Consider the following 26,578-nt stretch of genomic DNA (forward strand, 5'->3'; position numbering starts at 1 on the left):
CGCTATGAATTTTTTTATCCCGTCGCACGGATACCAGATATGGTACGCGAAGGTTGGGGTGTGTCAATTTTTTTGATGTGCACAGGTTTCGTGGAACTTGGGCATCCAGAGTGGCATAGCGAACTTCGAAGCAAATGTTACTCCTTTAATAAAGGCCAAAGTACGGGAACTTTCTTTGCCATTTTCTCTTGCCTACTATTCATTAAGACCGCGCTCCAACCAGCACCCGCAGCTAGAGCTTTCGTCATCAGAAGCTCTGATTTAGAGAATGCAGGTTTCTTCAGTTCAAAATTACCGTTTTTAATTTCTTTATTCAGGCGAGCACTCAAAAGTGTGAGATTTCCTAAGCGATTGACAAGTCTTCCATGGTCTTCCCAACGCTCACCCTCTTTTGGCTTCTGAGGGTATATATGCTCGACGTGAACTCGCGAAGGACTAGCGATATCGAGTTCCTCCGTCTGGCGTAAATCCAATTCAAACCTTTTTAGAATTGCCCGCCTGGAGCCGTTGTGCGTGATCGACAGCTTTTTAAAAGCAGAAACAGACTCAGCATCGGTAGGTGCGTATTCTGAGATGGTTTTGTTAAACTTTTGTGCGCTTGCATCACTTCTAAGTTCGCGAACCGCTGCATAAATCACATTTTCTAGCTTGCTGTTTTCTCTGTTGGCAATCACTGAGTGTCTTACGAAAACATTCAGCAGGTTGCTCGAACAAATCACCAAGTCTGGCCCGGATACCGTTTCGAAAAGGCCCAAAAGTACTGGCAGCAATATTGAGGACGAGGCACCGAACTCCTTTACTTCTGAGAGCACCTTATTAAATTCCGCATCGTCGGTGTTTGCGCCGAGAAGCATTCTATAACTCGCTGCAGAATCGCTAAGGCTGGTCGAAAGCGCAATACTATCTATTTTTTCTGCCTCAACCTTCCGTTTTATTTCTCGGTATAGGCTCTGACTTTTAACGTCCCCGTATCGCGAAACCCAATAGTGCCTAAGAAAGTTCTTTATGGCTCCGTCTGTTTCGAATGAAACCACCTCTTGCCAAAGTTCAACTACGGTATCGCGTTGTTCTTCATCAGCGCGGCGAATGATCAGATTACGAAGTAAGTCAGGAGTTGAGAGACCAATTCCACGATCATTAAGCGTCTCGAACACCTCTGCCGCGCTATCCTCGTCAGTTGAGTAGACTGAAATTACAGTCATGTGGTTGAGCAGACATCTTGCGACAAGCATGCACTTCTCAAACCTTTCTTTTTCACTGAGACCAGAGATCAAATCTGAGATGGCACCTTCAAAAAAGGTTCTAGTGTTATGCAAAAGGTAGTGCGACGATATTTGAGGGGTTGGCTCCTCATAGTCGCCATCACGCTCTATCAAAATTAACCTTCTAAAGTACTCTTTATCATAGACATTTAGTCGAAGTTTATGGATGCTCTTCTCTTCAACGTGATCAAATCCTACTAGGAATTGGGACTGAAACTGATCTGCCGCGTTCGGTTTGTAGGATTTTATTTGGTCGCGAATTACTGATAGAAGTATTGCCGATGTCGCTAGTCTTTGCTGGCCATCAAGCAATTTGTAATCGCCACTTTGCGTTTTTACGATTACCACTGAGCCGAGAAAGTACTCTCCTTTCGGCTTCGGTCCTTCGCGGTCCATAAAAAAAATTAAGTCGTTCCAGAAAACCTCTACGTGTTCGGTCTTCCAACTATAGTTTCGCTGCCAATCAGGTACGATCAAAGACGGATTAGTAAGCGATAGTAGCTGGCCAATCGGTTCTTTTTTGGGATCGTACGATGAGACCGGATTTTCAGTCTGCTTTGCCATTGGGAGCCTCCGTCCAATCCTGCGCCGTTTCTACAGTTCGCACTCTTAACAACTCCACCACCTCACACCGCGGCTCTTCCTCCTGAAGAACAAACCGCACGCTCTCCCGCCACTCCGCCGCCTCATACTCCGGGAACCACGTGTCGGCGTCCTCGACGGCCAGGTCGACCTCGGTGATCACCAGACGGTCGGCGCGGGGCAGAAGGGCGTCGTAGATCCCCGCCCCGCCGATGCCGCAGATATGGGCGTAGCCGGCAGCATGCGCGGCGGCGATGGCGCTGTCGACGGAGGGGTGGACGTGCTCGGCGCCGTCGGGCGCGCCGGAGGACACCACGAGGTTCAGCCGGTTCGGCAGGGGGCGGAAGCGCTCGGGCAGGCTTTGCCACGTGCGGCGGCCCATGATGCAGGCGGTGCCGGTGGTCTCGCGCGAAAAGAACTTGAGGTCGGCGGGGATGTGCCACGGGATGCCCCCCTGCCGCCCGATGGCGCGGTTGCGGTCGGTCGCCACCACCAGCGAGATCATCAGACCGCCACCGGCGCGGGAATGTGCGGATCGGGATCGTAGCCGGTGATCTCGAAATCCTCGTAGCGGAAGTCGAAGATCGATTTGACATCACGGGTGATGCGCAGCGTCGGCAAGGGCTTGGGCGTGCGGGAGAGCTGCAGTTTCACCTGATCCACGTGGTTGGAATAGATATGCGCGTCGCCGAAGCTGTGGACGAAATCGCCGGGCTCGTAGCCGGTGACATGCGCGAGCATGTGCAGCAATAGCGCGTAGGAGGCGATGTTGAACGGCACGCCGAGGAACATGTCGGCCGAGCGCTGGTAGAGTTGCAGGTGCAGTTTGCCACCCGCGATGCGCACCTGCCAGAGCGTGTGACAGGGCGGCAGGGCCATGTCGGGCACGTCGCCCGGGTTCCAGGCCGAGACGATCAGGCGGCGGCTGTCGGGGGTTTCGCGGATCATCTGTATCAGGGTTTCGATCTGGTCGATCTCGCCCACCGGCCCCGGCCAGTGGCGCCACTGGTGGCCATAGACGGGCCCAAGGTCGCCGTCCGCGTCCGCCCATTCGTCCCAGATGGAGACGCCGTTTTCCTTGAGATACGCGATGTTGGTCTCGCCCGAGAGGAACCACAGCAATTCGTGGATGATCGAGCGCAGGTGCAGCTTCTTGGTGGTCACCAGCGGAAAGCCGTCGGCCATGGCATAGCGCGATTGCAGCCCGAAGGCCGAGATCGTGCCGGTGCCGGTCCGGTCGGTCGAGGGCACGCCATGGGTCATCACATGGGCCAGTGCGTCGTGATATTGCTTCATCGGGTCTTTCCGCCGTTGGACATTTGCGGGGCGCGGACAACTAATGCGAGTCGCACCCCACTATATCTTGTGAGGCGGCGCAAACAATCCTCCAGATCGGGTGGCGGTTGCGGGGCAACACAGCCTGATTTTCCTGCCGCGGCGCATGAAAAAAACTTTGACTTTGCAGGCTTGCACGCTGACTCTCGGGCAAAACAATACAAAAACGACCACATATTGAGGGCAGTACTCATCATGAACCGTTTCGTGGCATCACTCGTGCTGCCGGCGTTCCTGCTGGCATGTGGCGGGGGCACCAACCCGTTCACCCCCGACCCTGCGGCGCCGGACCCCGGAACCGGCGGGGACGATGACAACCCGACCACCGACGCAGGCATCCCGACCGCGCTGGCCGGGGACCTGACCCGTCTGAACTACAACGCGGCGACGGAGACATTGACGGTCGAGGGGCTGACGCTGGACGGAGGCGACGATCCGCTCGTGTACAGACGGCGCCCCGGCATGGATCGGAACGGGTACCAAGCCTATACGTTCCAGGACGATGGGCGCGACCGTCACTATACGATCTACGTCGCTGAGGCCAACAACAACTCGGGCGTTCGAGCCGGTGCAGGCATATCGGGCGGACCGCGCAACCGAGTTTTCGGGGGTGGCTATTACGAGCGGGATGGCGACTTTTCGCCGGCAACGGGCCAGGTCAGCTATGCTGGCAATTACGTCGGCGTAACGAACCTGAACGGAAGCGGCGAAGATCTCACGCCCCCTCCGGCCGGTCTGGACCCGGACCTTGTTCCGACCCAGGCGGCCGAGGTCACCGGGCGCGTGGAGCTTCAGGCGAACTTCGGAGATGACGCTACGGTCGAAGGAAACATCATCGAACGTACGCTCGTGGACAGCGGCACCGCGCTGCCCTCGATCGTCCTGGTCAACACGCCGATAAGCTCTGATGGCACCTTCGTCGGCCAGGCCGAATACGAGCAGGGCGATTTTCCCGGTGAAAACGTGATCGGCCAGAAGATTGGCGACTATGGTGGTATTTTCGGAGGCACGAACGCGTCCGGCGTTGCGGGCGTCATCCACCTGGAAGAATTCGACGGACCGAACAACCCGCTCGGCTTCGAAACCGAAGAGGAATACGGCGTTTTCGTGCTCGACCAATGTGGCCAACCTGTCGAAGACGCCGTGGGCTGTGCCGGCACGAACCCGTAACGCACGCGCCTCGGCCGCGTTTGCGCTGATCGCGGCGCTGTCGGCCTGGGGTCTTTCGGCCCCGGCCGAAGACGGCGTCGAGATGACCCTGCCCCAGGTGCAGGCGCTGGCCGTTCAGGCGATCAAGCAGAACCGTCCGAAGCTGGCCTATCAGCTGAGCGAAGGCCTGCTCAAGGCCAACCCGCGCGACGGTCAGGCGCATTACACGCAGGCGCTGGCTTTCGCGCAGGTCAAGGCCTACGGGTTTGGCCGCAAATCCGCGCGCAAGGCGTTCAACACCGCCCAGACGCAGGTGCAGAAATACGAGGCCGCGCAGCTGGCCTCGCAGATGGCCTATGCCGACGACCGGCTGACCCTGTCGCAGTTCTGGCTGCGCCGCGCGGTGCAACACGCGCCGACCGAGGAGGTGCGCCAGGACTCGATCAAGGCGTTCCGCACCGTGCGCGCGCACAACCCGCTGAATTTCAACCTGAAATTCTCGGTCTCGCCGTCCGACAACGTCAACAACGGATCCAACAGCCCCTACAACATCATCGACGGCGTGCCGGTGGTGGGCGTGCTGTCACCCAGCGCGCAGGCGATCGACGGGGTGGTTGCCACCACCGATCTGCAGGGCAGCTATCGCATCGCCTACGGCGAGCGGTACATGACGCGGCTGACCGGGCGGGCCTATACGCGGCGGGTAAAATTCAACGATGCCGTGCCGGGGCTGAGCGGATCGGACATTTCGTCCTCGCGGTTGCAGGTCGGGGTGAACCATCTGGCGGTCGACGCATCCAAGCGCGGTCAGTGGGAATTCGACCTGACCGGCGGGCGCGTCTGGTACGGCGACAGCCCGCTTTACGATTTCGCGCGGCTGGGGGTCGAACGGCACAATCGCCTTGGCGAGAACATGCGCCTCGGCTTTGGCGGGGCGGTCGAGTTCCAGGAAGACGAGACCTGGCCCTATAACGACGCCATGCAATTCGAAGGCTTCGCGCAGTTGAGCTACAAGCTGGCGAATGGTGCGCGGATTGGCGGATACCTGAACTACCGCACCACCGAAACGGACGGGGTGAACCGCGCGCGCGACCAGTGGACCGGGATCGTCAGCTACACGATGGGGCGCGAGATCGGACCGGCTCTGTTCAGCTTTCAGCTGGGCCACAGCCTTGTCGAGTACGACAAGTACCGCATCATCGGCCCCGTCCCCGGCGGGCGCAGCGACAACAGCACCTTCGGCGGCGTGACAGCGACCTTCCAGGACTGGAGCTATCTGGGCTTCGTGCCCACCGTGTCGGTGAATACCGAGGCGACGGATTCCAACATCAGCCGGTTCGACGTGGACGAAACCTCGGTCAGTTTCGGCATCCGTTCGGAATTCTGAGGCCCCCCGCCCCCGCTCTGGACAGCGCGGTGCTTTCGGCTAACTGTGGTGGGGAATTCAAAACAAAGGAGCCGCACGCTCATGGCGCTGAAATACCTGCACACGATGGTCCGGGTGAAGGACCTGGAAAAATCCATGGCTTTCTACGAACTGCTGGGCCTGAAGGAGACCCGGCGCATGGACAGCGAAGAGGGCCGCTTTTCGCTGATCTTCATGGCGCCGCCGGGACAGGAGGAATGCCCGGTCGAGCTGACCTTCAACTGGGACGGCGACGACGATCTGCCCGATGACAGCCGGCATTTCGGGCACCTGGCCTATTCGGTCGATAACATCTACGACATGTGCAAGCATCTGCAGGACAACGGCGTGACGATCAACCGCCCGCCGCGCGACGGGCGCATGGCCTTCGTGCGCAGCCCCGACAACATCTCGGTGGAATTGCTGCAGGCGGGCGACGCGCTGGAGCCGGCAGAGCCCTGGGCCAGCATGGAAAGTACCGGGCACTGGTGATGGGTCTGCACCGTCCGCTGATCGCGGTGGCGGTGCTGGCCGCCCCTGCCCCGGCCCTGGCCGACGCGCTGGCCGAGGCGGCGGCGGAGCAGGTGGGCGTGACGGTGATCTACGATCCGTCCTATGTGGGGCTGGAGTTTCCCGGCGGCGACGTGCCGCGCGACCGGGGCGTGTGCACCGACGTGGTGATCCGGGCGTTGCGCACTGCGCACGGGATCGATCTGCAACTGGCGGTGAACCGCGACATGAAAGCCGATTTCGCCGCCTACCCCGCCATCTGGGGCCTTACCACGACCGACCGCAACATCGACCACCGGCGCGTGCCGAACCTGGAAACCCTGCTGCGCCGGATCGGCGCGGCCGAGGGTCCGAGCGATGACCCGGAGGATTTCGCGCCGGGCGATATCGTCAGCTGGCGGTTGGCGGGGTCGGGCCTGCCGCATATCGGGATCGTGGCCGAGAGCCGCAGCGCCGGCGGCGCGCGCCCGCTGGTGACCCATAACATCGGCTGGGGGACGCGGACCGAGGACATCCTGTTCGACCATGACATGGTGCTGCGCGCGCGGCTGGACGCGGCGGCGCAGGACCGGCTGCGGGCGTTGGCGCGATGAGGGCGTGGCGCGCCCTGGCCCTTGCGCTCATGGCGCTGATGCCGCTCAGGGCCGGGGCCGAGGGGTGCCGGCTGGCGCTGGTGCTGGCGGTCGACGTGTCGTCGTCGGTGGATGCCGCCGAGTACGATCTGCAACGGGTGGGGCTGGCCGCAGCCCTCGATGCCGAGGAGGTGCGCCACGCGATCCTGCGGGGCGCGCCGGGGCACGTGGCCCTGGCGGTCTACGAATGGTCCGGGTTCTACCAGCACAAGCTGCAGCTGGACTGGACGGTGCTGGACAGCCCCGGCGCGATCGACGGCGCGGTCGAGACCCTGCTGAAGATGCGCCGCAGCCATGACGAGTTTCCCACCTCGATGGGTCCGGCGCTTGGCTATGGCGCGAGCCTTTTGCAGAAGGGGCCGGCCTGCGAGCGGCGGGTGATCGACGTGTCGGGCGACGGGGTGAACAACTATCGCTACGGCCCGCGCGAGGCGTACCGGCATTTCCCGATGCAGAACGTCACGGTGAACGGCCTGGTGGTGCTGGGCGAGGACCCCGGCGTGCTGACCTGGTACGGGGCGGAAGTGCTGCACGGGCCGGGCGCGTTTCTGGTGGTGGCCAACGGGTTCGACGAGTTCACCGAGGCGATGACCCGGAAACTCTATCGTGAAATCAACGATATAATCCTGGGCGGCGTGACCCGCCCCGGTCCGCACGGATGAGCCTGCGGGCGCTGGCCGTCTGTTGCATTGCAATGTGGGCGGGCGTGGCCCAGGCCGAATGCCGGCAGGCGCTGGCGCTGGGGCTGGACGTGTCGGGGTCGGTCGACGCGGGTGAATATCGGCTGCAGACCGACGGGCTGGCCGCGGCGCTGCTGGCGCCGGAGGTGCAGGAGGCGTTCCTTGCGGTCCCCGAAGCCCCTGTGCGGCTGATGATCTACGAATGGAGCGGCGTGCGGGACCAGCGCGTGCTGCTGGACTGGACCGAGATCGACGGCGCGGCGCGCCTGGCCGAGGTTGCGGCCCGCCTGCGGGCGACGCAAAAGGCCAGGGGCGACGATCCCACCACGGCGATCAGCGCGGCGATCCTGGTCGGGGTGGCGGCGCTGAACCGGCAGGCGGACTGCCTGCGGCGGACGCTGGACATCTCGGGCGACGGGCCGGCCAATATCGGGCTGCACCCGCGCGAGTTGACCGAGGAGGATCTTGGGGATGTCACGGTCAACGGGCTTGTGATCGGGCCGCAATCGCGGTCGAACACGTCGAAGAACCTGCATAACGTGAAATCCCTGGAAGGCTATTTCCGCGCTTTCGTCTTGCACGGGCCCGGCGCCTTTGCCGAGACCGCGCGGGACCATGCGGATTTCGCCGCCGCCATGCGCCGCAAGCTGGTGCGCGAGCTGCAACTGCCGAACCTGTCCCGGCTCGTGCCGCCGCAGCCCGCGGGCCTGCGCCTGCCTTGAGGTGTTCGCGTCCGACCCGGGTTTTCAGCGCAAGGCGTAGCGCGGTCGTCAACCGAAAGGGGCTCGGGTTTCCGGCGAGACGCGTCAGTAGATATAGCGGATCTGGTCGGTCCAGTAGCGTTCGACCCGGCGCAGGGCGCCGGTGATCTGGTCGATGCCGTCATGACTGATCACACTGCGCGATTGCAACCCTTCGGCGTGCCGTTCGAACAGGCCGGCCACCACGTCGCGGATACCCCGCCCCTTCTGCGTCAGCCGCACGCGGACCGAGCGGCGGTCGATCTCGCAACGCTGGTGGTGCATGTAGTCCATCTCGACCAGCTTCTTGAGGTTGTAGCTGACATTGCTGCCCTGGTAATAGCCGCGGGTCTTCAACTCGCCCGCCGTGACCTCGTTGTCGCCGACATTGAACAGCAGCAGCGCCTGTACCGCGTTGATCTCGAGCACGCCGATGCGCTCGAACTCGTCCTTGATGACATCCAGAAGCAGCCGGTGCAGCCGCTCCACCAGTGACAGCGCATCGAGATACCCCGCCATGAATCCATCCGACTGCACAGCGGTCGGCATCTGTTGTTGAAAACTCATCACTGTCTCCGTGCGCTACTGCTCGGAGACCGATGTGACAAAGAAAGCCGAATAATCGGTTAAATGCCGCCAATACCGCGTAAAATGCGAACTATTTCGCGGCTTGAATCAGCCGGCGGAGACGGCCCGGACCTGCCCGATCAGGTCGGCCAGGTGTGGCGGCGGCGGCGTCTGCCCCGTGACCCACTGGTAGAGGTCCTGGTCATTCTCTTCCAGCAGCGCCTCGTAGAGATCCAGTTCGGCCGGGGACAGCGCGGCCAGACGCGCCTCGGAAAAGCGCATCAGCAGGATGTCCATCTCCTTGGTGCCGCGCCGCATCGACCGCATGCGTAGCCGCTTCAGCCTGGTGTCGCCGGTCTCGGTCACGGGCGGGATCAGACCCGGTCCTGCAGCGCCTTGCGCAGTTTTTTCTCAAGCAGACCAAGACGTTCGGCGGTGCCGACCACCTGGGTGCGCAGGGCGCGGATCTCGGTCACGAGAGCGGTCACGTCCGCATCCTCGGCGGCGTCGGTGGGCGCGTCGGGGCCGTCGCCCTCGGCCATCAGAAGCCAGCGCAGGCTGACGTTCAGCAGCCCGGAAATGGTGGAAAGCTTGTTCGCCCGCGGTTCGGTGACGTCGTCTTCCCAGCCCTGCAGAGTCTTGAGCTTGACGCCGAGGCGCTGCGCCATCTGCTTTTGCGTCATGCCCGCCGCCTCGCGCGCGCCCGCAAGGCGGTCACCGAACGTGGTGGCCTCGGGATCGTACCAGTCGTTTTGCGTTTCGGCGGTCATGGTCTTCCTTTCCGGGGCGTGGCCCATCGAATGCGTCTTGCCTAGCATACGGGCCATGACCTACGAAGACCACAGCCGAAAAACCACCCGAGGTGCGACATGAATCCGCTATCCGCGACATTGGCCCGTGTGAAACCCTCGCCGACCATGGCGATCTCTGCCAGGGCACTGGAGATGAAAGCCGCCGGCGAGGACGTGATTGGCCTGAGCGCGGGCGAGCCCGACTTCGACACGCCCGAGAACATTCGCGCGGCGGGCATCCGCGCCATCGAGGACGGCCGCACGCGCTATACCGCGCCCGACGGCATCCCCGAGCTGAAACAGGCGGTCTGCGCCAAGTTCAAGCGCGACAACGGGCTGGACTACACGCCCGCGCAGGTCAGCATCGCCTCGGGCGGCAAGCAGATCCTCTATAACGCGCTGATGGCCACGCTGAACCCCGGCGACGAGGTGGTGATCCCGGCGCCCTACTGGGTCAGCTACCCGGACATGGTGACGCTGGCCGGCGGTACGCCGGTGATCGTCGAGGCGGGGATAGAGACCGGGTTCAAGCTGACACCCGAGGCGCTGGAGGCGGCGATCACGCCGAAGACCCGCTGGTTCATCTTCAACTCGCCGTCCAATCCCACCGGGGCGGGGTATTCGTGGGACGACCTGAAGGCGCTGACGGATGTTCTGATGCGGCACAGCCATGTGTGGGTGATGACCGACGACATGTACGAGCACCTGGCCTATGGCAATTTCCGCTTCTGCACGCCAGCGCAGGTGGAACCGGGCCTTTACGAGCGCACGCTGACCTGCAACGGGGTTTCCAAGGCCTACGCGATGACCGGCTGGCGGATCGGCTATGCCGCCGGGCCCGAGGTGCTGATCGGGGGGATGCGCAAGATCCAGTCGCAATCCACCTCGAACCCCTGCTCGATCAGCCAGTGGGCGGCGGTCGAGGCGCTGAACGGGACGCAGGATTTCCTTGCCCCCCATAACGCGATCTTCGTGCGGCGGCGCGACCTGGTGGTCGACGCGCTGAACGCGATCCCGGGCATCACCTGCCCGCGGCCCGAGGGGGCATTCTATGTCTATCCCTCGATCGAAGGGCTGATCGGCAAGACCAGCGCGAGCGGCACGGCGATCGACAGTGACGAGGCCTTCGTGACGGCCCTGCTGGAGGAAACCGGCGTCGCGGTGGTGCATGGCGCGGCCTTCGGCCTGTCGCCCTATTTCCGTGTCAGTTACGCCACATCGGATGCCGCCCTGAACGAGGCCTGCGCCCGGATAGCGGACTTTTGCGGGAAATTGTCGTAATGGGTCAGGCGATTGACCGAAATCCTGTCACGTCGCAGGGGAGGCCCGCGTGAGCGGCGAGTTGCCAGACTATTACTTCCGCGTCCGCGAGAATGGAGCATTCGTGTTTCGCGTGGACACCGAGAACCGCCAGCGGCGGATCGAGATGGACCAGATCGCGGTCATCAACATCAAGAACGGACAGGTCAAACCGCATGGCGACAGGGCGTTGACCGACGAGGATGCGCGGGTCATCAAGGAATGGATGGATGCCCGCACCGAGCTGCTGGCAAGGCGGGACATCGACGACATCCACCGGGCGGTGGATTACCTGAACCTGACCACGCACTGGGCGCAATCGCGCGCCACGGACGAGCAACTGGAAGACGTGACCGACGCGCTCTTGCTGGCGATGCACGACCTGCGCTCGGTGCTGGTGCGCAAGAAGGCGGACCGGCTGTTGTCCGGCGACACGGACGAGGGCTGAGCCACCAATTTCCGCGCGGAAATTGGCCCGGAAAATGCGTATTTTCCGGGACAGGATTTACGCAAATCCCGGGGCATTTTCTTGCAAGAAAATGGTGCGGAAATTTGCAGATTTCCGCCCGCGCCGTCAGTCCTGCGACAGCCGGTCCCGCAGCACGGTCTTGACCACCTTGCCGTAATTGTTCTTGGGCAGTTCATCCACCGCGACATAGGCCTTGGGGCGTTTGAACCGGGCAATCCGGGCCAGGCAATGGGCGTCGAGTGCGGCGTCGTCCAGCGTCTCGCCCACGGGCACCACGAAGGCCACCACCTCCTCGCCCCATTCGGCGCTTTTGCGGCCCACCACGGCCACCTCCGACACGGATCCGTGGGTCAGCAGCGCCTCCTCGACCTCGCGGGGATAGATGTTCTGCCCGCCCGAGATGATCACGTCCTTCGAGCGGTCCTGCAACGTGAGGTAACCCTCGGGATCGAGGCTTCCCATGTCGCCCGTCATCAGCCAACCGTCGCGGAGGGTCTCGGCGCTGGCAGCCTGGTTGCGCCAGTAGCCCGGCATCACCAGGTCGCCGCGCACCATGATCTCGCCCACCGCGCCCGGTGGCAGGGGGCGGCCCGCCGCGTCGCCGACGCGCAGTTCAACCCCGGCCTGGGCGCGGCCCACGGTGGCAAGAGCGCGGCGGGCGACCACGTCCTCGCGCGGCAGGGCGGTGATCGCCATGGGCGCCTCGCCCTGTCCGTAGATCTGGACGAAGACCGGGCCAAACACGTCCAGCGCCGCCTCGATATCGGCCACGTACATCGGCCCGCCGCCATAGATCACGCTGCGCAGGCCGGTGCCGTCGCGGCCGTGTTGCCGGGCATGGTCGGTCAGGCGCCGGACCATCGTGGGCGCCGCGAAAAGGTGCATCCGCCCGAACTGCGCCGCGAGGTCGAGGATTTCGCCCGGATCCACGCCGCCGCTTTCGGGGACCACGTGGCGGGCGCCCATCAGGACATGCACCAGGCTGTAGAGTCCGGCGCCGTGGCTCATCGGCGCGGCGTAGAGCGTGGTGTCTTGCGGGCCGACCGTATCGACCGAGGCGAGGTAGGCCAGGCTCATCGCCTGAAGCATCCGGTGGGTGATCTGCACGCCCTTGGGTCGCCCGGTGGTGCCGGAGGTGTAGAAGAGCCACGCGAGGTCCGACGGCGCCCGCGACACGAGGGGCAGCGCGTCGCCCGCGACCTCGTCCGGGGACGCCACCGGACAGGCGGCCCCCTCCAGCGCCCCCGCCAGCGCCTTGGCCTGCGCTCCGGTCGCGATGCAGAGCGACGCCGCGGCGTTGTCGAGAATCCAGGCCGCCTCCTGCCCGTGCAGGCGGGCGTTGACCGGCACGGCCACGGCCCCGGCGATCCAGCTGCCGAACAGCGCCACGAGATAGGCGGGGTGGTTCGCCATGAAGAGCGCCACACGGTCGCCGGGACCGATGCCGCGCGCGACCAGGCCGCCGGCGAAGGCAGCCGCGCGGGCGTGGAACCCGGCATAGTCGGCGACGCGTCGCGTGCCGTGAAAGAGCGCGGGCGCGGTCCCGCCTGCCTCTGCCTGGCGCTGGAGCCAATGGGCGATGTTCATGCGCATCCTCGCGGTCGGAGTGTCGCGGCCGGTGTTTCGCCGACCGACGCCCGGATCATGGTAAACCCTGTCCCGGCCCGGTGGAACAGACTTTCGATGGCGAAAAGCCACCCGGTTGCGGCCGGTTTGATTTTCCCCTCGCAATCCGGCGCCAAATGCCCCAGATTTCCTTGCAAATAGGCGCTTTCAAGTAGGCCCGTCCTGGCCTATAAGCGCGCAAAACAAGACAGGCGCGGCCGGACGGGACAGTGGGCCGCGACCCTAGCTTCGAGGATACGGGATGCCGGACAAGACTTCCAAGACGAACCACGACGCGGATGTGGCGTTTATCAAGGCGCTGGCCGAGGTGCTGAACGACAACGACCTGACCGAGCTGGAGGTCAAGCGCGAATACGGCGACGACGACACGCTGAACGTGCGCGTCAGCCGCAAGCAGAAGGTGGTACAGCAGATGTCGGCGCCCGCCCCTGCCCCGGCGGCGCCGGCCGCGCCCTCTGCCCCGGCCGCGGCACCGGCGTCGGACGCCCCCGCGCCGTCCGAGGACCCGGCCAGCCATCCCGGCGCGGTCACATCGCCCATGGTCGGCACGATCTACATGCAGGCCGAACCCGGCGCGCCCGCCTTCGTCGCGGTGGGTCAGCAGGTCGCCGAGGGCGATACGCTGCTGATCGTCGAGGCGATGAAGACCATGAACCACATCCCCGCCCCGCGTGCCGGGACCGTGAAGCGCATCCTGGTCGAGGACGGCGCCGCGGTGGAATACGGCGCCCCCCTGATGATCATCGAATAAGGGCCAAGCGATGTTCGACAAGATCCTTGTGGCCAACCGGGGCGAGATCGCCCTGCGGGTGATCCGCGCCGCGCGCGAAATGGGCATCCGGACCGTCGCGGTGCATTCGACCGCCGATGCCGACGCGATGCATGTGCGCATGGCCGACGAATCCGTCTGTATCGGCCCGCCGCCGGGCTCCGAGAGCTATCTGTCGATCCCGTCGATCATCGCCGCCTGCGAGGTGACGGGCGCACAGGCCATCCACCCCGGTTACGGTTTTCTGTCCGAAAACGCCAATTTCGTGCAGATCGTCGAGGACCACGACCTGATCTTCATCGGCCCCACGGCCGAGCATATCCGGGTGATGGGCGACAAGATCACCGCCAAGGACACGATGAAGGCGCTTGGCGTACCCTGCGTGCCGGGCTCGGAGGGCGGCGTGCCGGACCTTGCGGCGGCCAAGGCGCTGGGGGACGAGATCGGGTATCCGGTGATCGTCAAGGCCACCGCCGGCGGTGGCGGGCGCGGCATGAAGGTGGCAAAGACCGCCGCCGAGATGGAGCATGCCTTTCTGACCGCGCGGTCCGAGGCCAAGGCGGCCTTCGGCAATGACGAGGTCTATATCGAGAAATACCTGACCACGCCGCGCCATATCGAGATCCAGGTCTTTGGCGACGGCAAGGGCCGCGCGGTGCACCTGGGTGAGCGCGACTGTTCGCTGCAGCGCCGCCACCAGAAGGTGTTCGAGGAGGCCCCCGGCCCCTGCATCACCGAGGAAGAGCGCGCGCGGATCGGCAAGACCTGCGCCGACGCGGTGGCCAAGATCGACTATGCCGGTGCGGGCACGATCGAGTTTCTCTACGAGAAGGGCGAGTTCTATTTCATCGAGATGAACACGCGGCTTCAGGTCGAGCACCCGGTGACCGAGGCGATCTTCGGCGTCGACCTGGTGCAGGAGCAGATCCGCGTGGCCGAGGGGCTGCCGATGTCCTTCACCCAGGAGGACCTGAAGATCAACGGTCATTCGATCGAGGTCCGTATCAACGCCGAGAAGCTGCCGACCTTCTCGCCCCGGCCGGGCCGGATCACGCAGTTCCACGCCCCCGGCGGCCTGGGCGTCCGGATGGATTCGGCGCTGTACGATGGCTATTCCATCCCGCCCTATTACGATTCCCTGATCGGCAAGCTGATCGTGCATGGACAGGACCGTGCCACCGCGCTGGCGCGGCTGAACCGCGCCCTGGGCGAGTTGATCGTGGACGGTGTCGACACCACGGTGCCGCTGTTTCACGCGCTGTTGCAGGAGCCCGACATTCACTCGGGCGACTACAACATCCACTGGCTGGAGCACTGGCTGGAAACCAACCTGCAGGAGGGCTGAGGCCGCCATGGCCCGGTCCCGGGGCCTGTGCGATGCCCGCCGGACCTCACGTTCCGGCGTCGATCAGCGTGAAACTCGCGCGGGCGATGGGGCCGGAGCGGTAATAGTCCGACAGCCCCTCGCGCAGCGACGGCGGCAGTTGCGTCCAGTCGGTCCAGTCCACCTCGAACCCATTGGCGGTGGCAGCCTGGGTGATCGCGCCGCGGCTGGGGATCATGTGCGGCGCGCGGGCCGTGGCCCCGGCGGCGCGGCGCGGTTCCAGCCGCAAGAGCGGCTCCGCCGAGGTGGCCAGCACCCCGTCCCCCATCACCATCCTGGGGCGAAGCCTGGCGATATCCTCGAAGACCTCGTGGAGGTCGGACACGTCGCGCAGCACGTCCATCAGCACCACGAGGTCGAACCTCTTGTCCATGTCGGCGGCGGTTTGCAGAAAGTCGAGCGGCGCGGCGCGGCGCATCTCGACCCGTTCCCGCGCCCCGATGGAGGGCAGACCGTCGAATCGGGCGATAAGCTCGTCCTGCGCCTCGACCCCGACGACCTGCAGGGCGCCGGCCTGCGCCAGGTCGGCGCACCACCTGCCATCCCCGGCGCCGAGATAGAGCACGCTGCTGTCGGTGATGACGTGGCGAAAACAGTCGAACAGCATCCCGTACCGCGCCTGCCGGCGGTTGGCGCGTTGCCGCAATGTCACCTCGACAGTGCCGGGATCCCCGGCCGCGCCCGTATCCGGCGCGTCATTCAGGCCGTCCATGTCATCTCCTTTGCCATGACCCGGGCAAACGCTTAGCATGACATCCCGTAACGAACGGTAAACGCCGCCCTGCCCGCCGACACGAGTGTCCATGTCCGACCGCCAGCCGCCTCTCGATCCGGAACTTCTGCTACAGGCCTACGCGGCGGGAATTTTCCCGATGGCCGAGTCGCGCGACGATCCGGAGCTGTTCTGGGTCGATCCGCGGTTGCGCGGCGTGCTGCCGCTCGACGGGTTTCACGTGTCGCGGTCCCTCGCCCGCCGAGTGCGCCGGGGCGCCTACACCGCCACGCTCAATGCCGATTTCAAGGGCACCGTCGACGGCTGTGCCGCCCGTTCGGAAACCTGGATCAACGGTCCGATCCGGGCGCTTTACATGGACCTGCACCGCATGGGCCACGCGCATTCGATGGAGATCTGGCAGGACGGCGTGCTGGCGGGAGGGGTCTACGGCGTGACGCTCGGGGCGGCCTTTTTCGGCGAAAGCATGTTCTCGCGCCGCACCGATGCGTCGAAGCTGGCGCTGGCGCACCTGACCGGGCATCTTCGGCGCTGCGGCTTCGTCCTGTTCGACACGCAGTTTCAGACCGAGCACCTGGCCAGCCTGGGCGCGCAGGAGATTCCGCGGGCGATGTACCGTGAAGCGCTGGAACACGCGTTGCGCATCGACGCGGATATCAACCACCCGCCCTTCGATCCCGCGCCTCACTGGGTGATGCAGCGCAGCACCCAGATATCGTAGCGTTGATGCTCGACCGCGTTCAGCGCGGGCGACGAGGCCATCATCCAGCCCGAAAAGATCGGCGGCGCGTCCTCTTCGGGGTGGACCGTGAGAAAGGCGAAGGCGTCGCCCGCCGGGTTGCCCGCGGGATAGCGGCACTCGCCCAGCTCGATCCGCATCCGGCCGACATTGCCGGCGCTGGCATTGGCGATTTCCAGGTCGCCCGTCTCGGTGGTGATCTTGTCGACCCAGCGCAGCACGACGCCGGTGCCGACCTCGACCTCTTCCTGCGCCTGCGCGCCGGAGACACAGAGCAACGCCGCCAGAATGGCGGTCACGGCACGATGGCGTCGGATCATTCGCCGGCCTCTTGTCCGGCCTCGTCGCCGGCCACGAACTTGGTGAGAAGCCCGATCAGGCTGACCGAGCCCTGGGTAAACTCGATCTCGTCTCCGGCGGCGAAATAGAACGGCGAGCCGCCGGGCATGATTTCCACGAAGTTGCCGCCCAGCAGCCCCTCGGAGCTGATCGCGAGCGCGCTGTCGTCGGGCACCTCGATATCCTCGCGCACGGTAAAGACGGCGCGTGCGCGGTAGGTTTCGGGATCGAGCTGCATGTCGGTCACGCGCCCCACCTTGACCCCCGCGAGGCGCACATCGGTGCCCACGTCGATGCCGTCGGCGCTGCGAAAGCTGGCGCGCAGCTGGTATTCGGGGGCGGCGGCGGAAAAGCCGCTGACCTGTCCGGCATAGATCACGAAGGCGGCGGCGATGGCCAGGACGGCCCCGCCGACCGCAACCTCGGTCAAGTTCTCGCTGGCCATGCACGGCCTCCTGGGTGAACGCGTCCGGGGACGCCGGGTTACTCGGGGCTCCACGCCTCGTAGTCGCGCCGCTCGGCCGGTTCGGCCCGGCGGATCGAGCCCGCGGGGGCATAGGCCAGCGCGGTGCCGGTGAGGTTTTCCTCGTGCGGCTTTTCCCACGGCTTGCGCTTCAGCGGCGCCTCGGTGGGCGGTTCCTTGTAGGTGTGGTGCAGCCAGCCATGCCATTCCGGGCTGACCCGGCTGGCCTCGGCCTCGCCGTTGAAGATCACCCAGCGTCGCTTGCCGTCGCCGGTCTGGTAGAAGATGTTGCCCTGATCGTCCTCACCGACCTTCACGCCCTTGCGCCGGGTGTGAATCATCGTGTTCAAAGTGGCGCCGTTCCACCAGGTGACGGCGCGCAAAAGAGAGGTGAGCAGACCCATCATGATCCTCCGAAACGTCGCTGGTCCCGATATGCCGCAGATTGCCGCCAAGGTCCAGCCCGCAGGAGGCCGCGGCGGCCTCTATCCGCCAGTCCGGCGCCTTTTCCGGCAAGGCGGCACATGACGCGCCGCGGCGCTGCCGGCCTGGTCCCTGCCTGTGCGGGCCAGCATTTTCTTGCAAAGAAAATGCCCATGAAAATCGACAGGATTTTCATGGGCAAATTTTTCGAAAAATTTGTCCGCGCCGGGGCGGAGGGCGCTCAGCTGGCGCTGGCCTCTTCCTTCTTGGCGTCGGCATGCACCATCAGCGGCGCGGCTTCGGCGGTGACCGCTTCCTCGTTCACCACGACCTCCTCGACATTGTCCATGCCGGGCAGTTCGAACATCGTGTCGAGAAGGATATCCTCGAGAATCGAACGCAGGCCGCGCGCGCCGGTCTTGCGGGCGATCGCGCGCTTGGAAATCGCCGTCAGCGCGTCGTCGGTGAAGGTCAGTTCGACATTCTCCAGCTCGAACAGGCGCTGGTACTGCTTGACCAGCGCGTTCTTGGGCTGGGTCAGGATCGTGACCAGCGCATCCTCGTCCAGGTCTTCCAGCGTCGCGATGACCGGCAGGCGGCCGACGAATTCCGGAATCAGGCCGAATTTCAGCAGGTCCTCGGGTTCGAGATCCTTGAAGACCTCGCCCACGTTGCGCTCATCCACGTTGCGCACGTCGGCGCCGAAGCCCATCGCGCTGCCCTTGCCGCGCTGGCTGATGATCTTGTCGAGGCCGGCGAAGGCGCCGCCGCAGATGAACAGGATGTTCGTGGTGTCCACCTGCAGGAATTCCTGCTGCGGATGCTTGCGCCCGCCTTGCGGCGGCACGGCGGCCACAGTGCCTTCCATCAGTTTCAGAAGCGCCTGCTGCACGCCCTCGCCCGACACGTCGCGGGTGATCGAGGGGTTTTCCGACTTGCGGGTGATCTTGTCGACCTCGTCGATATAGACGATGCCGCGCTGCGCGCGTTCGACGTTGTACTCGGACGCCTGCAACAGCTTGAGGATGATGTTCTCGACATCCTCGCCCACATACCCGGCCTCGGTCAGCGTGGTGGCGTCGGCCATGGTGAAGGGCACGTCGAGGATCCGCGCAAGCGTCTGCGCCAGCAGCGTCTTGCCGCAGCCCGTGGGGCCGATCAGCAGGATGTTGGACTTCTGCAGTTCGATGTCGTTCTTGCCGGAATGGTTGAGACGCTTGTAATGGTTGTGCACCGCGACCGACAGCACGCGCTTCGCCGTCGCCTGGCCGATCACGTAATCGTCCAGCACGTCGCAGATCTCGCGCGGGGTGGGCACGCCATCCGTCGCCTTCAGACCGGCGGTCTTGGTCTCCTCGCGGATGATGTCCATGCACAGTTCAACGCATTCGTCGCAGATGAAAACCGTGGGACCCGCGATCAGCTTTCGGACCTCGTGCTGGCTCTTGCCGCAGAAACTGCAGTAGAGCGTGTTCTTGCTGTCGCCACCGGAGTTGTTCGCCATTCTTGCACCTTTCGGCGTCCTGCGCCGTATGTCAGACCCATCATGTGCGCCACCCTGGATGGATGAGGCCGGTTCATCCGGCCCTTGCGCGGGTCGCTAGTTTCACGTCCGTTTGAGGCAGCTTAGGGCAGAGCGTTTGGCACCTCAATGTCAAAATCGCCCCTGCCCCTCGCGTGCCGCGGATGCGCGGATCAGCTGCCGTCTTCGTCGCCTTTCGCCCGGTTTTCCACGATTTCGTCGATCAGGCCCCAGTCCTTGGCCTGCTCGGGAGACATGAAGTTGTCACGCTCCAGCGCCTCCTCGACCTTTTTCAGCGATTGTCCGGTGTGTTTTACGTAAATTTCGTTAAGACGCCGTTTCAGCTTCAGCGTTTCCTCGGCGTGGATCATGATGTCCGTCGCCTGGCCCTGGTAGCCGCCCGAGGGCTGGTGCACCATGATTCGGCTGTTGGGCAGCGAAAAGCGCATGCCCGCCGCGCCGGCGGTCAGCAGCAGGCTGCCCATGCTGGCGGCCTGGCCGATGACCAGCGTGCTGACCTTGGGCTTGATGTACTGCATCGTGTCGTAGATCGACAGGCCCGAGGTCACGACGCCGCCGGGGCTGTTGATATACATCGAGATTTCCTTGGACGGGTTTTCCGCCTCGAGGTGCAGCAGCTGCGCCACGATCAGGCTGGACATGCCGTCATGCACCGGGCCGTTCACGAAGATGATCCGCTCCTTCAGCAGGCGCGAGAAGATGTCGTAGGCCCGTTCGCCACGGCTGGTCTGCTCGACCACCATGGGCACGAGCGTGTTCATGTAGGTTTCCATCGGGTCTGTCATGTTGCCTGCCTCTTGATGCACATCGGCCGGACCGTGGATCGGCCCGCGTCGGAGTGAACCTTATGCGTGGGCCGAAGGGGCTTCAAGAGCGGCCGGTGATTTTCGATTGCGGCCCGTGGGCCGTTTCGCCCGCGCCCGTCAAACACCGTTTTGGTGAAGAAATCGTTAAGTTTTGCGGGGCTCCGGCCGCGTTTCACGGCCCGTCCGGCTGCGACAAAAAATATCCCGCTATGTCAATCTGGCGCATTGCTCATTGCCGCGGGGCATTCTAGAACCTTCCACGTGTTGCGGGACACGTCGCGGGGGAGTCTGTCTGACCTTACTTCCCCAATCGGTGTCCCTGTATAAATGACCAGCAGGAGGCACCCAGATGGCAGACGCAGCCATTCACGGCCACGGACATGACGACAACCGCGGGTTCTTCACCCGCTGGTTCATGTCCACCAACCACAAGGATATCGGGATTCTCTACCTGATCACGTCGGCATTCGTCGGCCTGATCTCGGTGGCGTTCACCGTCTACATGCGGCTCGAACTGATGGAGCCGGGCGTTCAGTACATGTGCATGGAAGGCGCGCGGTTCACCGCGGCGGCCGCCGGCGAATGTACCCCGAACGGACACCTCTGGAACGTCATGATCACCTATCACGGTGTGCTGATGATGTTCTTCGTGGTGATCCCCGCCCTTTTCGGCGGCTTCGGCAACTACTTCATGCCGCTCCAGATCGGCGCGCCGGACATGGCGTTCCCGCGCCTCAACAACCTCAGCTTCTGGCTCTATGTCACCGGCACGTCTCTGGGTGTCGCCTCGCTTCTGGCGCCGGGCGGCAACGGGCAGCTCGGCTCGGGCGTGGGCTGGGTGCTGTATCCGCCGCTCTCGACCAACGAGGCGGGCATGTCGATGGACCTGGCGATCTTTGCCGTGCACGTGTCGGGCGCAAGCTCGATCCTGGGCGCGATCAACATGATCACCACCTTCCTGAACATGCGCGCGCCGGGCATGACGCTGTTCAAGGTGCCGCTGTTCTCGTGGTCGATCTTCGTCACCGCGTGGCTGATCCTGCTGTCGCTGCCGGTTCTGGCGGGCGCGATCACCATGCTGCTGACCGACCGCAACTTCGGCACGACCTTCTTCCAGCCTTCGGGCGGCGGCGACCCGGTGCTCTACCAGCACATCCTGTGGTTCTTCGGCCACCCGGAAGTGTACATCATCATCCTGCCCGGCTTCGGCATCATCAGCCACGTGATCGCGACCTTCGCGCGCAAGCCGATCTTCGGCTACCTGCCGATGGTCTGGGCGCTGATCGCCATCGGCTTCCTCGGCTTCGTCGTGTGGGCGCACCACATGTACACCGTGGGCATGTCGCTGACCCAGCAATCCTACTTCATGCTGGCCACGATGGTCATCGCGGTGCCGACGGGCGTGAAGGTGTTCAGCTGGATCGCAACGATGTGGGGCGGCGCCATCGAGTTCAGGACGCCGATGCTCTGGGCGTTCGGCTTCCTGTTCCTGTTCACCGTGGGCGGCGTCACCGGCATCGTCCTTTCCCAGGCGGGCATCGACCGGGCCTACCATGACACCTACTACGTGGTGGCGCACTTCCACTACGTGATGTCGCTGGGCGCCGTCTTCGCGATCTTCGCGGGGGTGTACTTCTACTTCCCCAAGATGACCGGACGGATGTACCCGGAATGGGCCGGCAAGCTGCACTTCTGGGCGATGTTCATCGGTGCGAACCTGACCTTCTTCCCGCAACACTTCCTGGGACGTCAGGGGATGCCGCGCCGCTACATCGACTACCCCGAGGCCTTCGCGGTCTGGAACTACTGGTCGTCGCTGGGCGCCTTCCTGTCCTTCGCGTCGTTCATCTTCTTCTTCGGTGTGATCGCCTACTCGCTGTTCCGCGGCGCACGCGTGACGCAGAACAACCCGTGGAACGAATATGCCGACACGCTGGAATGGACCCTGCCCTGCCCGCCGCCCGAACACACGTTCGAGCAGTTGCCCAAGCGGGAAGACTGGGACAAGCAGCCCGCGCACCACTAAGCGGCGGCTGACAAACTGAACCAACATACAGGCCCCGGAGCAATCCGGGGCCTGTTTCGTTCAAGGAGGGGGCGTCGGGATGATCTATCTTGCTCTCGTCATCTGCATTCTGGCCGCCTGCTCCCTGCTGCACGCCCGCCGGATCGCGCCATGGCGGCTGTATGCGACGGCGGCCGGACTCGTCCTGCTGGCGTCGCTGGCCAGTGTCGCGCTGATGCCCTTCGCACCGGAACTTGTCTGGTCTTTCGAATACGCCGGACCGGGCGTCACCTTCTACCAGCCCAGCGGCAGGGGCTACGTCCACGACACGTTCATTGCACCGTTGCTCTCGGTCCTTCTGGCGCTGCTGCCGGCCTTCTTCACCTGCCTTGTCCTTTGGGTGCAGGACCGTTCGGGCGCGATGATCTTCCCGTCGCTCACGCGCTGGCTGTTCTGGCCGATCATCGCTGGGATGGTTCTGATTCCAGGAGTTGTGACCCTTTTTCTGGTCAACGGGGACATCGGGGGCGGCCCGACACGGCTCTTGCTGGGCCTCAGCCGGATCGCCCAGCTGGCAGGGGTCGCCACGATGATCGCCATTGCCGCGCTGACCGCATGGTCCTTTCTGCGACACCTTCGCCTCCGGCGGTGACGGTGCGAAGATGCAGGGCATCACAAAAGCTTAATATCTTCGCCGCACCTTTGTTACCGTTGCCGGTCTCTTGTCTTTGCGGGACCGCGTCGCTGCGACGCGGACGCTGCCTGCAAAGAGGATCTCGACCATGTTTTTCAAACACGATTTCGGCACGCCGTGGGGCCACCGCGGCCATTCCTGGAAAGACAAGTTTCCCGGATTCTGGGAGTGGTGCAACCCGCGCGGGGATCAAGACCCGGCGCCCGCGCCCACGGCGAATGACGACCTCGTGGGCGTCGTCGGGCGCACCTCCAAGCTCGACCTGCTGGCCAACGACCTGCCGGGCGAGGACGGCGACCCCGAAGACCTCTTTGTCTCCGAGATCAATGGCCAGGACGTGGGCCGCCGCAAGGTCGTGCTGTTGCGCGATTCCGAGACCGGGCGCGTCGAGGGCTTCGTGAAGATCCAGAAGGACGGCACGGTCAAGGTCAAGGCGCTGCCGTGGTTCGACGGCGCGCTGGACTTTACCTACCGCGTGTCGAACGGCGAGACCGAAAGCGAAGAGGCCAGCGTCAATCTCGAGCTGCTGGACCGCGACGACACCTTCACGCTCAACCTGTTGCATATCGCAGACCAGGAAGCGGGCGCGGCGGCGGTGCAGGACGCGCCGAACCTGTCGGCCGTTCTGAACGCCCTGCGCGACGAGGATGTGGGCGCCGACGCCACCCTGACGCTTTCCTCGGGCGACGCCTTCATTCCGGGCCTCTTCTATGACGCCTCGGCGGCGGTTTTCGGCTCGGCCGGGATCGCCGATATCCAGATCCAGAACGAGCTGGGCGTGCAGGCGGTGGCCCTGGGCAATCACGAGTTCGACTTCGGCACCGCCACGCTGGCCGGTCTGATCTCGGGCGAGGCGGCGGGCGATTTCTCGGCGCTGTCGGGCACCGACCTCGACGGCATGGATTTCGCGGGGGCGCTCTTTCCCTACCTGTCGGGCAACCTCGACTTTTCCACCGACGAGGCCCTCGCGCCGCTGGCGGTCGAGGGCGGGCAGTCCCCGCAGGCGGGCGTCGTGACCTCCTCGACCGTGATCGAACAGAACGGCGAGCGCTTCGGCGTCATCGGGGCCACGACACCGACGCTCGGCTCGATCTCGTCGCCCGGCGGCGTGGGCATCGCCCCGGGCTGGGCCGGCACCGAGCCCACCGAGGCCGAGCTGGACGCGCTAGCCGCCACGATCCAGGCCGAGGTCGACGCCCTGCTGGACGCGAACCCGACCATGGACAAGGTGATCCTGCTGGCGCACATGCAGCAGATCGACATCGAGTTCGCGCTGGCCGAACGACTGTCCGACGTGGATATCATCGTCGCCGGCGGCTCGAACACGCGGCTTTTCGACGACAATGACCGGGCCCGCGACGGCGACAGCGAGCAGGGCCAGTACCCGGCTTTCATCGACAATGCCGGCGGCACCACGACGGCGGTCGTCAACACCGATGGCAGCTACAAGTACGTGGGGCGCCTGGTGATCGAGTTCGACGCCCATGGCAACATCATCCCCGAAAGCTATGACGCGGATGTCTCGGGCGCTTACGCCACCGACGACCAGGGCGTGGCGGAGCTGGATGCCGAAGGTCTGATCGACCCCGAGATCCAGGCCATCGCCGACGCGATCCAGGACCAGATCCTGGCGACCGAAGGCAATGTCTTCGGCATCTCGGACGTCTTCCTGAACGGCAACCGTTCGGGCACCGGCGCGGGCGACGACCCCGATGGCGTGCGCACCCAGGAAACCAACCTGGGCAACCTGACGGCGGACGCGAACCTGGACTATGCCAACGAGATCCAGTCGGACACCGAGGTCTGGGTGTCGATCAAGAACGGCGGCGGCATCCGCGCCTCGATCGGGCAGACGGTGGTGCCCGCCGGCGGAAGCGAGCCGTTGCGCGGCGTGAACGAGCAGATCCTCGACGGCGACGGCAACGTCGTGAAGCCCACGGGCGGCATCAGCCAGAACGACATCCAGACCACGCTCGCGTTCAACAACGACCTGGTCGTCGGCCAGCTGACCGCGACCGAGCTGGTGGCGGTGCTGGAACACGGCGTGGCCGCCCTGCCCGGCGTGGCGGGCCAGTTCATCCAGGTGGCGGGCGTGGAGTTCAGCTTTGACCCCGATGCGCCCGCCGGCGCGCGGATCGACGACGCGGCCTTCGTCGACCCCGACACCGGCGAGATCCGGGCGGTGCTGGTGGATGACGGCGTCATCGTGAACCCCGACCAGGACTACGGCGTGGTGACGCTGGGCTTCCTGGCCGCGCCGCGGTTCGACGACGATGGCAGTTTCATCGGCGGCGGTGACGGCTATCCCTTCCCCGAGGATTTCGACTTTGTCGCCCTCGAGGTGGAAGGCGTGCAGACCGGCGATGCGACCTTCGCCGATGACGGCACCGAGCAGGACGCGCTGGCCGAGTACCTGCTGGACAATCACAACACCGCCGAAACCGCGTTCGCCGAGGCCGATACCGGCCCCGGGGAGGACATGCGCATCCAGAACCTCGCCTTCCAGGACGGCGCGGCGCTGGACGCAGCGGTGGACGCGTTCCTGTTCGCCTGATCCGGCGTCACGCGAAAAAGAAGGCCCCGGCGCGATCCGGGGCCTTTGCTTTGGGTGGTGCAGATGAGCGCTCTGGGCCGGGAGCGAAACGTCCGCTTCGAGTCCAAATTGACATACTTCAGAAATGCTGCTCCTCTGGAATGGAGGCAATTCTTGTTCAAATGGACTCCAGAGATGCGCAACGGTTCTGCGTGCAAAGTAAATCCTGATAGCGCATCAATTCCCGACATCCTAACACTCGTTCAACAGGCGTTTGCTTCTATGGAGGCGCGTATCGACCCACCTTCGTCGATGCATCGGCTTACGGTCAGCAGTATCAGAGACGCATGCGCGGCAGGCGAGGTCTGGACGATTGGCGACAAACCTGATGCCTGCATATTCATAAAGATAAAAGGGGATTACTTATATATCGGCAAATTGTCTGTGCGGGAGGACATGAGAGGGCGAGGATTGGCGCGCGCATTGGTCGAGCTGGCTGAAACGCAAGCGAAGATGATGGGACTGTCTGGCCTGGAGCTGGAGACAAGGATAGAGTTGACCGAAAACCATGAAACGTTCCGGCGGCTGGGGTTCGTCAAATCCGGAGAAGGGGCGCATAAGGGCTTTGAACGTTCGACCTATATTATCATGCGAAAGAACATAGTTGCGGATTGAAGGCCGCTTTGTCCCGCATTTCGGCCATTCATCTTTACTGTAGCGAACGTACGGTGCGAGCCCTTTGCGGACACGTATGATCCATATCCCCGAACGCCATCGACGGGCCGCGGCGCGGCGATCCGACGGAAGTTCGGCAGCACTTTATCCAGGCCAAATCCGAAACAGGATTGAGCGATGCACCAAGCTTCACCCAATCGCCGGGCCGTGGGGGCGGCCCGGCGATGGCGCGGGGCCTGCGGCCTGTTTCCGCGCCGGGGCTGTAGATCAAACGTCTTATATGTACGGTTCGAATCCGTGAGAGACACTGGTATCGAGCCCCAGCCGGTGAACAGCCGCGAAGCGGCCCGGCCATCGTCAGCCCCTCCCCTGGGTTTACGATGGCCTCCGTCGTGACCGGCAGCAACGATGCCTTCTTCATCTTC

At 64.0% G+C, this 26,578-nt stretch carries 28 protein-coding genes; 15 read left to right on the forward strand and 13 right to left on the reverse strand.

All coding sequences use genetic code 11. The annotated features are described in order from the left end of the window. Nucleotides 1-137 precede the first annotated feature (137 nt). Genes KUV49_RS15435 through KUV49_RS15445 form a run of 3 tightly spaced genes read right to left on the reverse strand, consistent with a single transcriptional unit; the run spans nucleotide 138 to nucleotide 3,140 of the window. On the reverse strand, nucleotides 138-1,826 hold the full coding sequence (locus KUV49_RS15435; protein WP_222450714.1) for a DUF262 domain-containing protein: 1,689 nt from the start codon (nucleotides 1,824-1,826) through the stop codon (nucleotides 138-140). Continuing rightward, nucleotides 1,810-2,349 (reverse strand): dihydrofolate reductase, encoded by a 540-nt coding sequence (locus tag KUV49_RS15440; RefSeq protein ID WP_222450715.1) that lies wholly within the window; start codon nucleotides 2,347-2,349, stop codon nucleotides 1,810-1,812. The genes KUV49_RS15435 and KUV49_RS15440 overlap by 17 nt, the downstream gene beginning before the upstream one ends. Continuing rightward, nucleotides 2,349-3,140 (reverse strand): thymidylate synthase, encoded by a 792-nt coding sequence (locus tag KUV49_RS15445; RefSeq protein ID WP_222450716.1) that lies wholly within the window; start codon nucleotides 3,138-3,140, stop codon nucleotides 2,349-2,351. The genes KUV49_RS15440 and KUV49_RS15445 overlap by 1 nt, the downstream gene beginning before the upstream one ends. 234 nt (nucleotides 3,141-3,374) lie before the next feature. Here KUV49_RS15445 and KUV49_RS15450 point away from each other — a divergent pair, with 234 nt between their 5' ends. The 6 genes from KUV49_RS15450 to KUV49_RS15475 all read left to right on the forward strand — a co-directional run bounded on the left by KUV49_RS15450 (nucleotide 3,375) and on the right by KUV49_RS15475 (nucleotide 8,277). Then, nucleotides 3,375-4,349, forward strand: coding sequence for a thymidylate synthase (locus KUV49_RS15450; protein ID WP_222450717.1), 975 nt, complete (start codon nucleotides 3,375-3,377; stop codon nucleotides 4,347-4,349). Continuing rightward, nucleotides 4,330-5,715: a hypothetical protein gene (locus KUV49_RS15455; protein ID WP_222450718.1), complete on the forward strand. Its 1,386-nt coding sequence runs from the start codon at nucleotides 4,330-4,332 to the stop codon at nucleotides 5,713-5,715. Before KUV49_RS15450 ends, KUV49_RS15455 begins: the two co-directional genes overlap by 20 nt. A gap of 81 nt (nucleotides 5,716-5,796) precedes the next feature. Then, complete coding sequence (locus KUV49_RS15460; protein WP_222450719.1) at nucleotides 5,797-6,225, forward strand: VOC family protein; 429 nt, start codon at nucleotides 5,797-5,799, stop codon at nucleotides 6,223-6,225. Continuing rightward, the gene (locus KUV49_RS15465; protein ID WP_222450720.1) at nucleotides 6,225-6,836 is read left to right on the forward strand and encodes a DUF1287 domain-containing protein; all 612 of its coding nucleotides are present in this window, start codon (nucleotides 6,225-6,227) and stop codon (nucleotides 6,834-6,836) included. The genes KUV49_RS15460 and KUV49_RS15465 overlap by 1 nt, the downstream gene beginning before the upstream one ends. Continuing rightward, nucleotides 6,833-7,537, forward strand: coding sequence for a DUF1194 domain-containing protein (locus tag KUV49_RS15470; protein ID WP_261391249.1), 705 nt, complete (start codon nucleotides 6,833-6,835; stop codon nucleotides 7,535-7,537). The genes KUV49_RS15465 and KUV49_RS15470 overlap by 4 nt, the downstream gene beginning before the upstream one ends. Beyond that, nucleotides 7,534-8,277 carry a DUF1194 domain-containing protein gene (locus KUV49_RS15475; protein WP_222450721.1) on the forward strand — a complete coding sequence of 248 codons (744 nt, stop codon included), beginning with the start codon at nucleotides 7,534-7,536 and terminating at the stop codon, nucleotides 8,275-8,277. The genes KUV49_RS15470 and KUV49_RS15475 overlap by 4 nt, the downstream gene beginning before the upstream one ends. An 84-nt stretch (nucleotides 8,278-8,361) precedes the next feature. On the opposite strand, the gene KUV49_RS15480 is transcribed toward KUV49_RS15475, so the two are convergent. The 3 genes from KUV49_RS15480 to KUV49_RS15490 all read right to left on the reverse strand — a co-directional run bounded on the left by KUV49_RS15480 (nucleotide 8,362) and on the right by KUV49_RS15490 (nucleotide 9,689). After that, nucleotides 8,362-8,862 (reverse strand): MarR family winged helix-turn-helix transcriptional regulator, encoded by a 501-nt coding sequence (locus KUV49_RS15480; RefSeq protein ID WP_261391250.1) that lies wholly within the window; start codon nucleotides 8,860-8,862, stop codon nucleotides 8,362-8,364. Nucleotides 8,863-8,970: 108 nt separating this feature from the next. Then, entirely contained in the window at nucleotides 8,971-9,228 is a 258-nt protein-coding gene (locus KUV49_RS15485; protein ID WP_222450722.1) for a succinate dehydrogenase assembly factor 2, read from the reverse strand. A gap of 8 nt (nucleotides 9,229-9,236) precedes the next feature. Further along, complete coding sequence (locus KUV49_RS15490; protein ID WP_315899517.1) at nucleotides 9,237-9,689, reverse strand: helix-turn-helix transcriptional regulator; 453 nt, start codon at nucleotides 9,687-9,689, stop codon at nucleotides 9,237-9,239. Between the two features lie 42 nt (nucleotides 9,690-9,731). On the opposite strand from KUV49_RS15490, the gene KUV49_RS15495 reads away from it, so the two are divergent. Beyond that, nucleotides 9,732-10,934, forward strand: a complete 1,203-nt coding sequence (locus tag KUV49_RS15495) for a pyridoxal phosphate-dependent aminotransferase (RefSeq protein ID WP_222450723.1) — start codon at nucleotides 9,732-9,734, stop codon at nucleotides 10,932-10,934. 49 nt (nucleotides 10,935-10,983) lie between these two features. Continuing rightward, complete coding sequence (locus KUV49_RS15500; RefSeq protein ID WP_222450724.1) at nucleotides 10,984-11,400, forward strand: hypothetical protein; 417 nt, start codon at nucleotides 10,984-10,986, stop codon at nucleotides 11,398-11,400. A 126-nt stretch (nucleotides 11,401-11,526) separates the two neighbouring features. Here the strand turns inward: KUV49_RS15500 and KUV49_RS15505 are convergent, their stop codons facing one another. After that, entirely contained in the window at nucleotides 11,527-13,008 is a 1,482-nt protein-coding gene (locus KUV49_RS15505; protein WP_222450725.1) for a class I adenylate-forming enzyme family protein, read from the reverse strand. A 280-nt stretch (nucleotides 13,009-13,288) separates the two neighbouring features. On the opposite strand from KUV49_RS15505, the gene accB reads away from it, so the two are divergent. Both accB and accC read left to right on the forward strand, forming a co-directional pair. Further along, nucleotides 13,289-13,798: an acetyl-CoA carboxylase biotin carboxyl carrier protein gene (accB, locus tag KUV49_RS15510; RefSeq protein ID WP_222450726.1), complete on the forward strand. Its 510-nt coding sequence runs from the start codon at nucleotides 13,289-13,291 to the stop codon at nucleotides 13,796-13,798. Between the two features lie 10 nt (nucleotides 13,799-13,808). Continuing rightward, complete coding sequence (accC, locus tag KUV49_RS15515) at nucleotides 13,809-15,161, forward strand: acetyl-CoA carboxylase biotin carboxylase subunit (RefSeq protein WP_222450727.1); 1,353 nt, start codon at nucleotides 13,809-13,811, stop codon at nucleotides 15,159-15,161. A 46-nt stretch (nucleotides 15,162-15,207) separates the two neighbouring features. On the opposite strand, the gene KUV49_RS15520 is transcribed toward accC, so the two are convergent. Next, entirely contained in the window at nucleotides 15,208-15,912 is a 705-nt protein-coding gene (locus tag KUV49_RS15520; protein WP_222450728.1) for a class I SAM-dependent methyltransferase, read from the reverse strand. A 91-nt stretch (nucleotides 15,913-16,003) separates the two neighbouring features. On the opposite strand from KUV49_RS15520, the gene aat reads away from it, so the two are divergent. Further along, complete coding sequence (aat, locus tag KUV49_RS15525) at nucleotides 16,004-16,654, forward strand: leucyl/phenylalanyl-tRNA--protein transferase (RefSeq protein ID WP_152492978.1); 651 nt, start codon at nucleotides 16,004-16,006, stop codon at nucleotides 16,652-16,654. Here aat and KUV49_RS15530 read toward each other — a convergent pair. The 5 genes from KUV49_RS15530 to KUV49_RS15550 form a co-directional block, all read right to left on the reverse strand. After that, complete coding sequence (locus KUV49_RS15530; protein WP_222450729.1) at nucleotides 16,618-16,992, reverse strand: DUF2155 domain-containing protein; 375 nt, start codon at nucleotides 16,990-16,992, stop codon at nucleotides 16,618-16,620. The genes aat and KUV49_RS15530 overlap by 37 nt on opposite strands. Next, nucleotides 16,989-17,456 carry an outer membrane lipid asymmetry maintenance protein MlaD gene (gene mlaD, locus KUV49_RS15535; RefSeq protein WP_222450730.1) on the reverse strand — a complete coding sequence of 156 codons (468 nt, stop codon included), beginning with the start codon at nucleotides 17,454-17,456 and terminating at the stop codon, nucleotides 16,989-16,991. The genes KUV49_RS15530 and mlaD overlap by 4 nt, the downstream gene beginning before the upstream one ends. 38 nt (nucleotides 17,457-17,494) lie before the next feature. Continuing rightward, complete coding sequence (locus KUV49_RS15540; RefSeq protein WP_152497922.1) at nucleotides 17,495-17,878, reverse strand: NADH:ubiquinone oxidoreductase subunit NDUFA12; 384 nt, start codon at nucleotides 17,876-17,878, stop codon at nucleotides 17,495-17,497. Between the two features lie 260 nt (nucleotides 17,879-18,138). After that, nucleotides 18,139-19,401, reverse strand: a complete 1,263-nt coding sequence (clpX, locus tag KUV49_RS15545; protein ID WP_152492982.1) for an ATP-dependent Clp protease ATP-binding subunit ClpX — start codon at nucleotides 19,399-19,401, stop codon at nucleotides 18,139-18,141. 191 nt (nucleotides 19,402-19,592) lie between these two features. Continuing rightward, nucleotides 19,593-20,225 carry an ATP-dependent Clp protease proteolytic subunit gene (locus KUV49_RS15550; protein WP_315899518.1) on the reverse strand — a complete coding sequence of 211 codons (633 nt, stop codon included), beginning with the start codon at nucleotides 20,223-20,225 and terminating at the stop codon, nucleotides 19,593-19,595. Between the two features lie 370 nt (nucleotides 20,226-20,595). On the opposite strand from KUV49_RS15550, the gene ctaD reads away from it, so the two are divergent. From ctaD to KUV49_RS15570, 4 genes are all read left to right on the forward strand, one after another. After that, nucleotides 20,596-22,272, forward strand: coding sequence for a cytochrome c oxidase subunit I (gene ctaD / locus KUV49_RS15555; RefSeq protein ID WP_222450731.1), 1,677 nt, complete (start codon nucleotides 20,596-20,598; stop codon nucleotides 22,270-22,272). A gap of 79 nt (nucleotides 22,273-22,351) precedes the next feature. Continuing rightward, nucleotides 22,352-22,903: a hypothetical protein gene (locus KUV49_RS15560; RefSeq protein ID WP_222450732.1), complete on the forward strand. Its 552-nt coding sequence runs from the start codon at nucleotides 22,352-22,354 to the stop codon at nucleotides 22,901-22,903. A gap of 130 nt (nucleotides 22,904-23,033) precedes the next feature. Next, the gene (locus KUV49_RS15565; protein ID WP_222450733.1) at nucleotides 23,034-25,499 is read left to right on the forward strand and encodes a bifunctional metallophosphatase/5'-nucleotidase; all 2,466 of its coding nucleotides are present in this window, start codon (nucleotides 23,034-23,036) and stop codon (nucleotides 25,497-25,499) included. A 153-nt stretch (nucleotides 25,500-25,652) separates the two neighbouring features. Then, the gene (locus tag KUV49_RS15570; protein WP_261391252.1) at nucleotides 25,653-26,153 is read left to right on the forward strand and encodes a GNAT family N-acetyltransferase; all 501 of its coding nucleotides are present in this window, start codon (nucleotides 25,653-25,655) and stop codon (nucleotides 26,151-26,153) included. The last annotated feature ends 425 nt before the right edge of the window (nucleotides 26,154-26,578 follow it).

Source organism: Roseovarius atlanticus, from assembly GCF_019802205.1.
Classification (GTDB): domain Bacteria; phylum Pseudomonadota; class Alphaproteobacteria; order Rhodobacterales; family Rhodobacteraceae; genus Roseovarius; species Roseovarius atlanticus_A.

Excerpts from the sequence above, each read along its gene's own strand:
- KUV49_RS15530 (WP_222450729.1), bottom strand. The coding sequence starts at position 16,992 with ATGATCCGACGCCATCGTGCCGTGACCGCCATTCTGGCGGCGTTGCTC.
- KUV49_RS15560 (WP_222450732.1), top strand. The coding sequence starts at position 22,352 with ATGATCTATCTTGCTCTCGTCATCTGCATTCTGGCCGCCTGCTCCCTG.
- KUV49_RS15520 (WP_222450728.1), bottom strand. The coding sequence starts at position 15,912 with ATGGACGGCCTGAATGACGCGCCGGATACGGGCGCGGCCGGGGATCCC.
- KUV49_RS15445 (WP_222450716.1), bottom strand. The coding sequence starts at position 3,140 with ATGAAGCAATATCACGACGCACTGGCCCATGTGATGACCCATGGCGTG.
- KUV49_RS15435 (WP_222450714.1), bottom strand. The coding sequence starts at position 1,826 with ATGGCAAAGCAGACTGAAAATCCGGTCTCATCGTACGATCCCAAAAAA.
- KUV49_RS15470 (WP_261391249.1), top strand. The coding sequence starts at position 6,833 with ATGAGGGCGTGGCGCGCCCTGGCCCTTGCGCTCATGGCGCTGATGCCG.
- accB (WP_222450726.1), top strand. The coding sequence starts at position 13,289 with ATGCCGGACAAGACTTCCAAGACGAACCACGACGCGGATGTGGCGTTT.
- accC (WP_222450727.1), top strand. The coding sequence starts at position 13,809 with ATGTTCGACAAGATCCTTGTGGCCAACCGGGGCGAGATCGCCCTGCGG.
- KUV49_RS15480 (WP_261391250.1), bottom strand. The coding sequence starts at position 8,862 with ATGAGTTTTCAACAACAGATGCCGACCGCTGTGCAGTCGGATGGATTC.
- KUV49_RS15495 (WP_222450723.1), top strand. The coding sequence starts at position 9,732 with ATGAATCCGCTATCCGCGACATTGGCCCGTGTGAAACCCTCGCCGACC.
- KUV49_RS15540 (WP_152497922.1), bottom strand. The coding sequence starts at position 17,878 with ATGGGTCTGCTCACCTCTCTTTTGCGCGCCGTCACCTGGTGGAACGGC.
- KUV49_RS15440 (WP_222450715.1), bottom strand. The coding sequence starts at position 2,349 with ATGATCTCGCTGGTGGTGGCGACCGACCGCAACCGCGCCATCGGGCGG.
- KUV49_RS15450 (WP_222450717.1), top strand. The coding sequence starts at position 3,375 with ATGAACCGTTTCGTGGCATCACTCGTGCTGCCGGCGTTCCTGCTGGCA.
- KUV49_RS15465 (WP_222450720.1), top strand. The coding sequence starts at position 6,225 with ATGGGTCTGCACCGTCCGCTGATCGCGGTGGCGGTGCTGGCCGCCCCT.
- KUV49_RS15550 (WP_315899518.1), bottom strand. The coding sequence starts at position 20,225 with ATGACAGACCCGATGGAAACCTACATGAACACGCTCGTGCCCATGGTG.
- mlaD (WP_222450730.1), bottom strand. The coding sequence starts at position 17,456 with ATGGCCAGCGAGAACTTGACCGAGGTTGCGGTCGGCGGGGCCGTCCTG.
- clpX (WP_152492982.1), bottom strand. The coding sequence starts at position 19,401 with ATGGCGAACAACTCCGGTGGCGACAGCAAGAACACGCTCTACTGCAGT.
- KUV49_RS15565 (WP_222450733.1), top strand. The coding sequence starts at position 23,034 with ATGTTTTTCAAACACGATTTCGGCACGCCGTGGGGCCACCGCGGCCAT.
- KUV49_RS15460 (WP_222450719.1), top strand. The coding sequence starts at position 5,797 with ATGGCGCTGAAATACCTGCACACGATGGTCCGGGTGAAGGACCTGGAA.
- KUV49_RS15490 (WP_315899517.1), bottom strand. The coding sequence starts at position 9,689 with ATGGCCCGTATGCTAGGCAAGACGCATTCGATGGGCCACGCCCCGGAA.
- aat (WP_152492978.1), top strand. The coding sequence starts at position 16,004 with ATGTCCGACCGCCAGCCGCCTCTCGATCCGGAACTTCTGCTACAGGCC.
- KUV49_RS15505 (WP_222450725.1), bottom strand. The coding sequence starts at position 13,008 with ATGAACATCGCCCATTGGCTCCAGCGCCAGGCAGAGGCAGGCGGGACC.
- KUV49_RS15475 (WP_222450721.1), top strand. The coding sequence starts at position 7,534 with ATGAGCCTGCGGGCGCTGGCCGTCTGTTGCATTGCAATGTGGGCGGGC.
- ctaD (WP_222450731.1), top strand. The coding sequence starts at position 20,596 with ATGGCAGACGCAGCCATTCACGGCCACGGACATGACGACAACCGCGGG.